Raw genomic sequence first — 12,758 nt, forward strand, 5'->3', positions numbered from 1 at the left:
GGTTACTCCTCCATCTTTTCTTGTTGATTTTTCCATTCTTGATATCGCCGGTGAACGGTTGCGCGGGAAACCGGATAGCCAAAACCTTTCAACGTTGCGGCGATTTCTTCGAATGTCAGATTTTTTTCTTTCAATGCCACGATTTGTTCCACCGGAAGTTCTTTCCGTTCTCTTCCTCCCATTCCCTGGTTCTTAAGATTTTTCGCCGGATTGTATCCTTTCTCCCGGATGGCGCGTCTCATTCCCCAACTGATCTTCTGGTTCATCATTTTCCGTTGCAATTCTTCGACTTTGGCGATGATGGCAAGCACGGTGGATTCCCCGGCTTCCAATTCCAACTCGCCCTGATGCTGTTTGGAATAGATGCGGCAACCGGAACGGTCCAGCTGATGGATAATCGCCAATTTTGCTTCTCCCCGTCCCAAGCGGGTGTCATCCTGGATCAAAATGGCGTTTGCTTTCTCCTTTTTAATCGTCTCAAACATTTGATACAACCCCGGCCGGTTTAAATCGAACCCGCTGTGTTGCTCCTTAATCACCTGACACACATCCATTTTTAATATTTTTGCCCATTCGGTCAAAACTTCCACTTGCCTTTCAAGGCTGGTTTCCTGTTCTTCTTTTTGTGTGCTGACTCTCGCATAAATGATCGCTTTCATAGCTAATCTCTCTTCTCATCCTCTCACATTCTTGCCAGACTTCGTTGAATTCGGTACAGTGAACAAGAAGGAGTGATTGGAGTGATCAATGAACAACTCATACAGCGAATCAATGAACTGGCCCGCAAAAAAAGAACGCAGGGTTTGACAGAGGAAGAAAAAAAGGAACAAGCCAAGCTGTATCAAATTTACCTGAAAGCGATCCGGGGACAAGTGAAACAGCAGTTGTCCCGGGTGCGCTTTGTGGATGAACCCAAACATTGATGAATGGTTTCGATTTCCATTATATTGTACATTCTTTCTTCCCACAATGAGACCGCAGTCAAACCGGCAGAGTTTTTTGGCAGGAGGAAAGCAAGATGAAAAAATGGTGGCTCGGTCCCCTTTGCTTAAGTGCCGCTGCTTCCATCTGGGGCGGAATGTATGTAATAAGCAAAGTGGTTTTAAATACCATTCCTCCTTGGGTTTTGTTGGAGATGCGTTTTGTCATCGGTTTGTGCGTGTTGGGGGCTTGGGCTTTTTTGGCCCGCGAATGGAAAATTGACCTCCGCGATGTGAAACAGATGGCCTTGATCGGATTGATCGGTTATACCGGTTCCATCGGATTGCAATTTGTCGGCACGCATTTGTCCGGGGCTTCCCTCGGCTCACTGATTACTTCCGCTTCCCCGGCACTCATATCCGTTTTCGCTTGGAAACTGTTGCGTGAAAGACCCGGTTTTCGCAAAGGATCGGCGCTGATCATCGCAACCGTCGGGGTGATCCTTGTCATCGGTTATCCAGCAGAAACCGGCTCTTCCACCTTCACCGGCAATCTGATCTTGTTTGGCGCCGCGGTCACTTGGGCACTTTATACCGTATTGAGCCGGGTGCAAACGCTCAAATATTCTTCACTCACCGCGACATTTTGGGCCAACCTTTTTGGCGTGTTGTTTACCTTTCCCGTCAGTTGGTGGGAATGGCACGCCAAAGGAGTGACATGGCCGACGGATTGGGGGATATGGCTGGGCATCTTATATTTGGGAATCATTTCGACTGCTCTTGCTTTTTATTTATGGAACAAGGGATTTGAATATATCGACGCCTCCGTCGGGTCCCTGTTTTTCTTTTGCCAGCCTGTAGTCGGTACCCTGCTCGGAGCCTGGCTGTTAAATGAGAAACTCACATGGAACTTCTATCCGGGGGCATTTTTGATCATCGCCGGCGTCGCGCTTTCATCCATGGACAAAACAAAAAAAGAAGCAACCAAAACGGTTGCGTGAAGATAGGATTAATTGAAATTCCAACTTGATTAGTAGTGGTTATTTTATGTAAGAAAAAAGCCCTCTCAGTAATAGAGAGGGCTTTTAAAAAAATTATATCCATTTTACACAAATCCAATCCCTTTTTTTTGAGAAGATAAATAACCCCTGCTGAAGAAAGTGGAACTTTTATCAGCATAGTTCGTTGTCACCGGTAAACGTACTTTGCGATCGGTATGAATGTTCATGAATGACAAATGATAGATATCTTCTACAATTTGTTCCAGTGTCATCTCTCCTATTTTCTTTACTATTTTTATAGGTTTCGACATCCCAACCTTTTCATATGGATTCGTCGAGCAAAGATAAGCCTTTTGGGCATTGTCATCAAGATAGGCAATTCCAGGAACATTGACGTATTTCTTTTTTATATCATCAAAATATGCCATTCTCCGACCACATTCTTTAATCACCGAAATGTAATCAAAAGCAATTGATTGGCCATTCGTGAGATCTCGATTGGATAATATATCTTTGATCCAGTCAATTTCCTCCACATATCCCCTGCCATCCCGATGAAAAACAATATGTTGAGGCATTTTTCCAACTTTCTTTTGATAATAATATAGAACATGAATTACCATAGTTTGAATGGTTTCCTTACTGACTTTTTCTCCCGCTTCTGCAGAAGAAATAGGTTGAGAGAAGATTTGGCTGCCATCTTTGCCGAACACCTGAACAATTCCCGTGGTATGTCGGCCATTTTCATGGCTTACATCATAACCAACATAACAATCTGCATGTAATGGCTGATGTAATACCCAAGGTTGCAATCCTGCTTTTGTATAAATTCCTAAGAGAATCTGTGGGATCGTATATTCATTTTTCAATGAATCAATAAGAATGACTTGGGTATGAGCTCCACGAGTTCCTCCTAATTCTTTTTTTATGGTAGAATAAACCTCTTCTCCTTCTTGTTTTGTTTCATCAAGAAGAACTACAGATATGATATCAGTGTCTAAATTGATATCTTTCAAATGAAGCCTAAGAGCGTAAGGATTAGAAGTGGGGAGAATTTGATTACCTGTACATTGTAATTTAATTCCCCATTGTCTTGATCTATTTTCCATTTTGGTTATGAACGCTTCGGACATCTTTTTCTGCCACTCTCTTTCAAATGGCTGATCGAGCAAAAGTTGATAATAAATAGGCGAAGAAACTGAATCATATATTTTATGCCTTAGAAAAGCTCCTTTTAAGTCCCGATGGTTACACGTGGCACCATTTCCAATACGAAGCAGTGGATCTGGCACAAGACGACGACGATACCCTAACTTGGCGATATTCAAATTGTTTTTTTCAAAACCAATTGGAAAATATCGATTTTCAAAGGCATCAATAATCCTTTTCATTATTTCTATGGAGTAATTTATTTTGTCATTAGGATTTAGTTTAATAGAGGAATGTTCTTTTGCGGGGACGTCTTTCATCAAGCATTCTTTTTTTAATAATTGAGGCGGATAAGGATACACTTTGCCTGATTTAGATCGAACAAGGATAGCTGGCATATTTGGCTTCTTAACTAAATGGCAATATATACTTGGTTTAGTTTTATAATGTTGAATGATACTCTTATTACCCAATTCCGGTAGAGGATCACTGATAGTCTTGTCAGAAATACCCTCAAACTCATAATGTGCACTATTCAAAAAATCAAATACCTTGTCACCCTTGTTAAGTTTCTTTTCCTTTAAAGCTTTTATAATGGTATGAGTAGACTGAATGGAGTGTTTTAGTTCAAAGCCAATGAAGATGTCACCTTTCTCCTTTACAGTAATATCAATATATATTCCACGATGAATTTTACATTTGGAGAGAGATTTTATCGGTTCCTTTTCAATAATACTTTGCTCCGTTGACATAAAATGATTACGGTTTGAATCCCTTAATCCATCGAAAATCAATCTTTCCAATAATTTTCTTTCTTGTAAGCTTTCTTCCGATTGGTCCAGTTTAATGGAGCGATATTCATATTTCTCATAACCTTTTGGTACAATAGTTAGTTTTTCGAATGAACCAATTAACGAACGATAAAAAGATATTGTTTTGCGGTTCTTTTGTCTTAAATCACGAGTATATTTCCCATACTCATAATCAATTTTTTCCAAGTCTTTAACCGGCATACGGTAGATATGAATCTTAATTTCACTGGCATGAATCCCAGCTTTATACTCTGTTAATATATAATTATCCAATATGCTCCCTCCTGCACTCAGTAAATAACTAATATTTTTAATAATAATTTTATTTTTATATAATTATATTTCTTTATTTTTTTCTAAAACCCTTCTTTGGTCAATATAAGCCCACTGAATTGCTTATTAGTCAAAATTACTTCTCAACTTGTTGTATAGCGGTTTTTTCTCATTCATTTATTAATTTTATAAACTTAATATTAATCATAAGTTGGAGCAAAAAAAATTACTTTCGATAGTCTTGAAAACTGCTGTGAAGAAGAGATTATGTGATTTATAGTTGTAAAAAGCATTAAAAAAGAAGCACTTACAAACCGAAGTGCTTCTTTTTTTGATGAATTTTATGTTCCGGGGAGCGACACTGAATTGTTAATAAAGTTCACCATCATCCCCTTGAACATTGGCTTCCAATGCTTCAGCCAGTTGCTTCATTTTGCGCAATACCTGGTACTGCAATTTGCCGTCGGCCGGGCTTTTCACCGAGATCCGCCCGTCGCGATATGTAAAATAAGTCATATCCCCGTTTTCGGGGTTGGTCCATAAAGAAAGTCCTTCGTTTTCAAGCTTGATCACTTCGCCGGTGACTGTTTTCAATTCGACGGCATTGACCAGTTTCATTTCCTCGTCTTTTTCCACAACTTGTTGCCATTCCCCGATTCCGATCGGCTTTTTTTGACTGTCCAGCCAATAATCGCTCCTTGTCAGATGGAAATCGTAATGAATCGTCCGGATCCCTCCTCCCGTGTCACTCCCATTATTATGTATATCGAATCTTTATTCTCCTTTCTAGTGTCCTCTTTGAAAAATTTACGGTTCCGGCGGTTGCCAGGGATTGACGTGCACAAAGACTTCTTGGATTTCCCGGAATTCATTCATCAATGTTTCTTTGACCCGCGAAGCAATATCATGCCCCTCTTTGACGGTCAAATCCGCAGGCACCCCGACTCGGACATCGATCAAACGGTAATGGCCGTGTTCCCGGCCCCGCAATTGATCAATCCGCTTGACACCATCCACTTTCAGGATCAATTCACGGTAAATCTTCAACTCTTCTTCCGGGATGTTTCGCTCCATTAAAATATCGACGGCTTCTTTCCCCATATGGATGGCAACGCGCAAAATCAGGAAAGAAACGACGATGCCAGCCAACGGATCGCCGTATTCCGCAAAAGGAACCGACTGGTGCTGTCCCCATAATGCCAGACCAATCCCGACCACGGCGGCAAGGGAAGCGTAAACATCCGACAAATGGTCATATGCGGTTGCGATTAATCCCTTGCTGTTGACTCTTTTTCCGATTTTGATGGTATAGACATAAAGAATTTGTTTCCAAATCAGCGAAATCAAGGCGGCAAGCAAGGAAAGGACATGCGCTTCGACAAACGGTTCAAACAAGGCAGTGACAGATTCATAAATCATAAACAAAGAAATCAAAAGCAACACAATCGCGACCATGCCGGAAGCAATCACTTCCGCTTTTCCGTGGCCGTAAGGATGTTCCCGGTCCGCCGGCATCTTGGAAATCCGCATGGAACCCAAGGTGGCGCCGGATGCCGCAATATCGGCCAAATTGTGAAAGCCGTCGGCAATCAGGGAAGGGCTCTGAAACAAAAAACCGACAATCAGTTTCAAAATGGTCAAGACAATATTGCTGATCAACCCGATCCACGCTGCCGCCATCGGGGTTTGCAAAATCGGTTTGAGCTTCATCCGATCAATCACCTTTTTTGGTTTCTTATCTTATCATTATGCCTAGAAAATCCTTTTTTCATTTTGAGTTTGTAAAGATCTGAACAATTCCTTGCAATTCATGTGTCCTTTCCTTTATACTGGAACGTAATTAAAATCTCACCAATAAAAATCATATTGAAAAAAACCTCATCATAACTAGTGATGAGGTAGAGGTTGCGGCTTTTATGAGTACTTCCCATGAGGCACAGAGATGCCGATGACTGCGAAGGAAAGGAAAAGCTGCCGAAGTCTGTTTGTTTCTCTGGGCAAGCAGGCTGGGCCCGTCTCCGAACAGGAACGGGACTGTCACACGGTTCACTTCTCTTGAATCGTGTGGTGCGCTATCTTTAGGAGAAATGGTTATGGTGTGGTGAAATATCGACCCGTCTTCACGGATGGGGATTCTGCCCTTGCCTGTCTCTCCTAACACCAGTTGATTAGGAGGTTTTTTTATATGTTTTTGCATCACTTGAGGGTAAACGATTCCGGCCATTTGGAAATCGGCGGATGCGACACGGTCGAACTGGCGGAACAATTCGGCACACCGCTGTTTGTGTATGATGAAATGCAAATCCGCCAAAATGCAAGGCGTTTTTTGCTGGCTTTTCAAAAAAGCGGTTGTCCCCACCAAGTGGCCTATGCCAGTAAAGCGTTCAGTTGTCTGGCCATGGCGGAATTGGCAAATGAAGAAAACCTTTCGCTGGATGTCGTCTCCGGCGGTGAACTTTATACGGCCCTTCAGGCCGGCTTCCCTGCAGAGCGCATTCATTTTCACGGGAACAACAAATCGGAAGCCGAGCTCCGGATGGCTCTGGAAGCTGACATCGGCTGTTTTGTCGTTGATAACTTTTTTGAACTGGAGATGCTTCATGACTTGGCCGAAGCGTGCCGCAAAAACGTGAAAATTTTGCTCCGGTTGACCCCCGGCATTGAAGTCCATACACATGAATACATCACCACCGGCCAGGAAAATTCCAAATTCGGCTTCAGTGTCAAGCACGGGCAATCTTTGATGGCGGTCAAACGGGCATTGGCCAAACCCTTTTATGAATTGTTGGGGGTTCATGTCCACATTGGATCGCAAATTTTCGAAACGGAAGGGTTTATTCAATCGATTCAAATGATTCGGAAGCATCTGGATGAGATTCGCGCCGAAACCGGCTATGAAGCAAAAGTTTTAAATGTCGGCGGCGGGTTTGGGATTCAATATACCGATGAAGACCGGCCGCTTCCGATTGAACATTATGTACAAGCCATCACGGAAGAAGTGAAAAAAGCATGGAATGAACGGGGATTGAGCATCCCGGAAATATGGGTGGAACCCGGGCGCAGCATTGTGGGAAACGCCGGCATCACCATTTACCGGATCGGCGCCATCAAAGAAATCCCGGGAATCTGCAAATATGTTTCCATTGACGGCGGCATGACGGACAACATCCGCCCGGCTCTTTACCAAGCCAAATATCACGCTGTTTTGGCCAACAAAGCGGATGCCCCTTTGGAAGAGACAGTGACCATCGCCGGAAAATGTTGTGAATCAGGCGATCTTTTAATTCAAGATCTTTGTTTGCCGAAAGTCAGCAGCAATGATCTGTTGGCCATCTTTTCCACCGGCGCTTACGGATATTCGATGGCAAGCAACTATAACCGCCTTCCCAGGCCGGCCGTCGTCTTTGTCAAAAACGGAACGCCCCGTATCGTGATTGAACGCGAAACCTATGATGATTTAATCCGGAAAGATTTGAGAAAAAAAGTTTATGCCACTTCATAAATTCCTTAAAAAAACATCCCGATGATCCGGCCGGAATCCGTTGGTCATCGGGATGTGTCATGACGGGTTAGCATCCTTTATCCTTTGTGCATGCCGGTATAGATGAAAACGGCGTCTCTCAAGAACTCGGTCATCCCCGGTTCCTTCTCATAGTAGGCTTTAAAACGTTCATCAACCACATACATTTGCGCAAGGTTGGCATGAGCTTCCTTGCTGTAATCACTCCAAGAAAACATCAGCCATTGTTTATGCAGATCCGCCGCTTTTTGGGCCAGATCCCCGGCCGGGTCTCTCTGCTGATAAGCCCGGGTCAGCGTTTCAAAAATCTCATCATTCAAACGTTGCATTTTTGCGTATTCTTCTTTGGTCATCCCAAGCAGTTTTTCATTGGAGCGGTTGACCGCCTCGGCTCCATATTTCTCGCGGATCTCTTCCCCGTACTTCTCTTCATTTTCTTCAACCATCCGTTTTTTGAAAGCTTCAAATTTCTCTTGATCCGTCATGGTTCCTCTCCCCTCCATCGCATCAATGGTTTTTTCCACGTTGGCAATCAAACGGTCCAGATGTTCCCGTTTTTGCATCAGTTGCCGACGGTGTTCGTGTAGCGCTTTGAGCCCGTCATAGTCCGGGGACGTGATGATCTCTTTAATGACATCCAGTTTCACCCCGAGCTCCTTGTAAAACAAAATTTGCTGCAGACGGTCCACTTCTGCCGGTCCGTAAATCCGGTACCCGGATGAATTGATCCGTGCAGGTTTCAAGATTCCGATCTCATCATAGTAACGAAGGGTCCGTGTGCTGACGCCGGCCAACCGGGCCAATTTCTGCACGGTGTATTCCATGATTTCACCTCCTGCATCTTCACTGTACACCTTGACGTATGCGTCAATGTCAAATCATTTTTTTGTGTTTTTTCTGTCATATCCAATGAATTACCGTTTTGGGCGGAAAGGCGCTTGATTTGGATTTCAACTGTTTTTTGTACACTTCTCCCATCATGCGAATGCCTTTTTCAATTTGAGTTTTGTCGGTTTGTATGATTCTTAACCGGAACCCGTTCACTTTCGGGAAGGTTTTCAGGAAACAATGGTCAATGGATGAGACAAGGATGTGGTGTTGCCTCAAGCAGGCAATCCATTCTTTGGCCGGCAGTTGCTTTGGGAGATCCAATTGCCCGAAAATGCCGCCTGTTTCCGCGGCTACGTTCATCTCCGGGGGAAGATGCAGATTACACACTTCTTTTAGAATTTTCATCCGTTTTTGGTAAAGATTGCGCATCGACGCGGTGTGACGGAAATACATGCCGCATTTTAAATAGATTTCCAAAGCGGCTTGGGACAGTGTGGCCGAACTGATGTCACAGGAAGATTTAAACAGGCGGAAGCTTTCTGTCAGAATGGACGGAAGAAGGATCGCCCCCATCCTCAGCCCTGGCAACATGACTTTGGAAAAGCTTTTCAGATAAATGGTATGACCGGACAAATCATAACTGAAAACGGGATCATTCTTGGGATCCGTTTCCAAGTCCAGCAAATAATCATCCTCCACAATGTAGACATCATATTTTGCAGCCAGTTTAGCGATCTGCTTTTTCACTTCCTGGTCATAACTTGTGCCAAGCGGGTTGTGAAAACGTGGCATGGTATAGAAAAACTTAATTTGATTGTTACGGAAATGGCGTTCCAACTCATCAAGATCAATCCCTTTTTTGGTTCGCCGGATGCCAATGGCTGTTAAACCGAGTGCATCAATAATCCGAATCATCCCATGATAGGTTGGCTGTTCCACCAAAATCACATTTTTTCCGTTGGGGAAAGGCATCATGGCCAACAAATTCAGGGCTTGCTGGGATCCGGAGACAATCGAAACCTGTTCCGGACGGGTGAAAATCTGATAATCCGCCAGATGTTTGACCAATTCTTTGCGCAAAGACAAAAACCCCTGTGGATCGGAATAGGTGAAGAGTTCATCCTGATACAGTTTAATGGCACGGTTCAGGCAATGTTGAAAATCTTTGTATGGCATGATTTCCGGATCCGGATTGGCTGACGAAAAATCGACGAATTCCGCAGCTTCATCCTCGTCGGGCACTCCGGGGCGGCGGATGGAATAGTAACCGCTTTTGGGAACAGAATAAATCAAATGTTCTTTTTCAAGCTCTTGGTAAGCGCGGATCACCGTGTTTTTGTTGCAGGCAAACCTGGCGGACAGCGAGCGGATAGAAGGCAATTTTTCGCCAGGTTGCAGCGCTCCGGACTGAAGTTCTTTCTTTATCGCATTTTTAATCATTTCATATTTCCTTTCCGCCATGGTTTCTTCCCTCCATCTTGTGTACCGGTACAGATAAGAAAATTAAGCATTTTTCAACTCATTTTCATCCATTATACTGAAGAGGAACTTTCGGGAGGGATACAGATGGAATGGAGACACGAAACATTACCCTATTGGATCAGTGACCAGAAGGATTTGTTGGATGTGGATGCTGTCTACGGTTTATTACAAACCACTTATTGGGCCAAACACCGGACCAGAGATATCATTGAGAAAAGTTTGGAAAATTCATTGTGTTTCAGCGTCTACGGAGAAGAAGGGCAAGTGGGTTTCATGCGGGTGGTAACGGATTATGCCACCTTTTCGTGGGTTTGTGACGTTATCATCCATCCGGATCATCGCCGGCAAGGATTGGCCAAATGGATGCTGAAATTCCTCCTATCACATGAGGCTGTGCGGGATACCTCCATGATACTGGCAACCCGGGATGCGCACAGTCTTTATGAACGGTTTGGATTTAAACGGGAAGAACTGATGAGAAGGAAAAAATCCATCGGTTAAACCAAAAACACGAGCGGGAAATCGCTCGTGTTTTTCATGATTTGCCGGGGTCTTCTTCAATTCCGACGATCACCCCGTAACCGTTTTTCACTTTGACTTCAACCAGCACTCCGCCATTTTGGGCCAAGGCTTCCCACTTTTTTCCGGACCCTTCCTCGACATAATAGCGGTCCAACTGATAATCCACCCGGTATTTCTCTTCATCCCGAAAGGGGAAAACGGATTTTTGAAGTGTTCCTTTCAGATACAAGCCACCAGGCGGCTTCTTTTCAGAAACCCGGTCCACGATGTAGTGATTCCCCTTGGGTTTTAAGGAGACGTAAACCGGGATGCCCGGGTCAGGCAGATGGCGGGCAGCCTTCTGTGCGAGTTGCGGATCAAAGCGGGAACGCTCCACTTCCTCAATCTCCAATTTCAACCGGACATAGTCCCCGTAAAACAAATCTTTCGGATCCACCGGGATGGTTTTGAGCGTCATCCGTTCGCCGCTCATGAAAGCAAGCAATGGTTGCACGGTCATGGAAACCAGGGAAACGACCGGGATGAGAAGAACGATCCAAAACCATCGGTTGGGGATGTTTGTCATTTCCCTTCCCCCCTCTTCCGGCTTTTTTCAATCCAATAACCGCTGAGAATGAGCAAAATGCCGCCGATCAGGAAATAAAGTGACTTGGGAAGAAATTCAATGGATAAATCCAGATAGAACCGAAAAATGAGCGCGCAGGAAATCACCTCTGCCGAAAGCTTTTTCCTTTTGAGCAAATAAATCAAAAAGGCAAGATAAACCACCGCGACTGCATATCCCAAAAGCGGGGCATGAAACACTTCCCCCCATATTTCCCAAAAGTCCGGATAAGTAAGTACAATGGCAGCAACCCCGTGTATAACCGCACCTTGCCGTTCCAACACCTTCGCATAAGGCCGGATGGAGAGAAACGTCATACCGACTCCCAACAACAGCAGGACGAGCGTAATCACCCCCCCGTGCCATTCCCGCCAGACGAAAGTCACCCAGAGCGAGAAGATCAAAAGTGCATTGGCAAAGAAAAACACCTGACGGCTTTTGTTCAACCATCGCTCATTGCACCCGTAAAAAAGCGGAATAAAAACCCAAACCCAGTAAGGATACGGCACGGATGCATCCCAAGCTTGCGAAGCATATATTCCGATAAATAAAATGGACAAGATCATCACCAAACGGTCTTTCAAATAAAGTGCCAACGGTACAATCCCGAGGGCCCAAACCAAAAAGGCCTGTTGAAAAGGCGATGAACTGTGAAACATCTGACCCACGAGAAAAATCCCTGCTCCGTATATCGCCGCGCCGATATAATAAAAACTTTTGGAAGTTTTGGGATACGATTCTTCCAGTTTCCAGCCGGTGAAATAAGCGCCCGTCAGTCCAAACAAAATCAGCACAAACTTTACTGTCCGGGGAATTGCCTCCCAATTCCCGGCGATAAAACTGAGAATGCCCACGCCGATCAAAACGGATCCCAAAACCAACAAGATGCGGTTAAAACCTGCATTCCCTTTCCCTTTCACCTCATATGAAGATAAGATCTGTTGAACTTGCGAGGAATCGATGATTCCGGCTTCTTCAAAACGGGAAAGTTCCATCTGAAGCCACTGATGCTTTGATGAAGAAATGATTTTCTTTTCAAGCAACTTCCCATCCCCCTTCATGCTTTGACTATATCATGATGCAGTACGCACGAAAATGAAAAACAGGGACACTCTTTCCGAGGATCCCTGTCCATCAAGATTGAATGCTTTTCACCTGGCTTAATATCGTGCCGTTGTTTTGCTCATATTCCCAAATCCCGCGCCCGGCTTTTTGCGCCATGATTTCCAAACGCCGAAACTCTTTCAGATATTTCCGTTCCGACTTTAATTTTCGCGCCCGGTTCGGAATTACGCAACGGGCCAATCCTCTTTTCAGCAAGAGCGGTTGCAAATGCATGTCATCCACATAAACATGAGCAAGGATCCGGCCGTAATGATCCCGCTTAAAGGCGCCTTGCTCAATGGTGACACTCCGGCCGCGATGGATGAGACTGACAATGTACTTCCTGGCCTCAAGCGCTTTGAAATGTTCCAACAAATTGGCGGAATTGAGCTCGGGGGCATCAATATACAGAAGCCGGACCCGTTCCAGTTTTTGATTCCTCTTGATTTTCAAAGTGTCTCCGTCAATCACCCGCACAACTTCAATCGGAATTCTTTTGTTCACCGGTGGCAAAGAGCCCATCCTCTCTGCGAATCTTTC

General features: G+C 44.4%; 13 protein-coding genes and 1 riboswitch. Of the genes, 4 read left to right on the top strand and 9 right to left on the bottom strand.

What is annotated here, in order from left to right:
* Positions 1 to 2 precede the first annotated feature (2 nt).
* Positions 3 to 659, bottom strand: coding sequence for a YneB family resolvase-like protein (locus ATH33_RS03855; protein WP_049720104.1), 657 nt, complete (start codon positions 657 to 659; stop codon positions 3 to 5).
* An 81-nt stretch (positions 660 to 740) separates the two neighbouring features.
* Between ATH33_RS03855 and ATH33_RS03860 the strand changes: the two genes are divergently transcribed.
* Positions 741 to 923 (top strand): DUF896 domain-containing protein, encoded by a 183-nt coding sequence (locus tag ATH33_RS03860; protein ID WP_037994442.1) that lies wholly within the window; start codon positions 741 to 743, stop codon positions 921 to 923.
* Positions 924 to 1,018: 95 nt separating this feature from the next.
* Positions 1,019 to 1,921, top strand: a complete 903-nt coding sequence (locus tag ATH33_RS03865) for a DMT family transporter (RefSeq protein ID WP_049720105.1) — start codon at positions 1,019 to 1,021, stop codon at positions 1,919 to 1,921.
* A gap of 104 nt (positions 1,922 to 2,025) precedes the next feature.
* Here the strand turns inward: ATH33_RS03865 and ATH33_RS03870 are convergent, their stop codons facing one another.
* From ATH33_RS03870 to ATH33_RS03880, 3 genes are all read right to left on the bottom strand, one after another.
* The gene (locus ATH33_RS03870) at positions 2,026 to 4,155 is read right to left on the bottom strand and encodes a Piwi domain-containing protein (protein WP_121874085.1); all 2,130 of its coding nucleotides are present in this window, start codon (positions 4,153 to 4,155) and stop codon (positions 2,026 to 2,028) included.
* Positions 4,156 to 4,524: 369 nt separating this feature from the next.
* Positions 4,525 to 4,791, bottom strand: coding sequence for a hypothetical protein (locus tag ATH33_RS03875; protein ID WP_049720107.1), 267 nt, complete (start codon positions 4,789 to 4,791; stop codon positions 4,525 to 4,527).
* A 171-nt stretch (positions 4,792 to 4,962) separates the two neighbouring features.
* Entirely contained in the window at positions 4,963 to 5,865 is a 903-nt protein-coding gene (locus ATH33_RS03880) for a cation diffusion facilitator family transporter (protein ID WP_049720108.1), read from the bottom strand.
* A 181-nt stretch (positions 5,866 to 6,046) separates the two neighbouring features.
* A riboswitch (Lysine riboswitch) is annotated at positions 6,047 to 6,238 on the top strand.
* A 102-nt stretch (positions 6,239 to 6,340) separates the two neighbouring features.
* Here ATH33_RS03880 and lysA point away from each other — a divergent pair.
* The gene (lysA, locus tag ATH33_RS03885) at positions 6,341 to 7,657 is read left to right on the top strand and encodes a diaminopimelate decarboxylase (protein WP_121874086.1); all 1,317 of its coding nucleotides are present in this window, start codon (positions 6,341 to 6,343) and stop codon (positions 7,655 to 7,657) included.
* A gap of 77 nt (positions 7,658 to 7,734) precedes the next feature.
* Here lysA and ATH33_RS03890 read toward each other — a convergent pair whose 3' ends face one another.
* Together ATH33_RS03890 and ATH33_RS03895 are read right to left on the bottom strand one after the other, a co-directional pair.
* Positions 7,735 to 8,499, bottom strand: coding sequence for a MerR family transcriptional regulator (locus ATH33_RS03890; protein ID WP_121874087.1), 765 nt, complete (start codon positions 8,497 to 8,499; stop codon positions 7,735 to 7,737).
* 76 nt (positions 8,500 to 8,575) lie between these two features.
* On the bottom strand, positions 8,576 to 9,967 hold the full coding sequence (locus ATH33_RS03895) for an aminotransferase-like domain-containing protein (protein ID WP_121874088.1): 1,392 nt from the start codon (positions 9,965 to 9,967) through the stop codon (positions 8,576 to 8,578).
* Positions 9,968 to 10,072: 105 nt separating this feature from the next.
* Between ATH33_RS03895 and ATH33_RS03900 the strand changes: the two genes are divergently transcribed.
* Entirely contained in the window at positions 10,073 to 10,489 is a 417-nt protein-coding gene (locus ATH33_RS03900) for a GNAT family N-acetyltransferase (protein WP_121874089.1), read from the top strand.
* Between the two features lie 34 nt (positions 10,490 to 10,523).
* On the opposite strand, the gene ATH33_RS03905 is transcribed toward ATH33_RS03900, so the two are convergent.
* The 3 genes from ATH33_RS03905 to ATH33_RS03915 form a co-directional block, all read right to left on the bottom strand.
* Positions 10,524 to 11,075: a GDYXXLXY domain-containing protein gene (locus ATH33_RS03905; protein WP_062843014.1), complete on the bottom strand. Its 552-nt coding sequence runs from the start codon at positions 11,073 to 11,075 to the stop codon at positions 10,524 to 10,526.
* Positions 11,072 to 12,157 carry a DUF2157 domain-containing protein gene (locus ATH33_RS03910; protein WP_170151224.1) on the bottom strand — a complete coding sequence of 362 codons (1,086 nt, stop codon included), beginning with the start codon at positions 12,155 to 12,157 and terminating at the stop codon, positions 11,072 to 11,074. The genes ATH33_RS03905 and ATH33_RS03910 overlap by 4 nt, the downstream gene beginning before the upstream one ends.
* 91 nt (positions 12,158 to 12,248) lie before the next feature.
* Positions 12,249 to 12,722, bottom strand: coding sequence for a thermonuclease family protein (locus ATH33_RS03915; RefSeq protein WP_181733375.1), 474 nt, complete (start codon positions 12,720 to 12,722; stop codon positions 12,249 to 12,251).
* Between the last annotated feature and the right edge of the window lie 36 nt (positions 12,723 to 12,758).

Source organism: Thermoactinomyces vulgaris, assembly GCF_003688725.1.
Taxonomy (GTDB): Bacteria; Bacillota; Bacilli; order Thermoactinomycetales; family Thermoactinomycetaceae; genus Thermoactinomyces; species Thermoactinomyces vulgaris.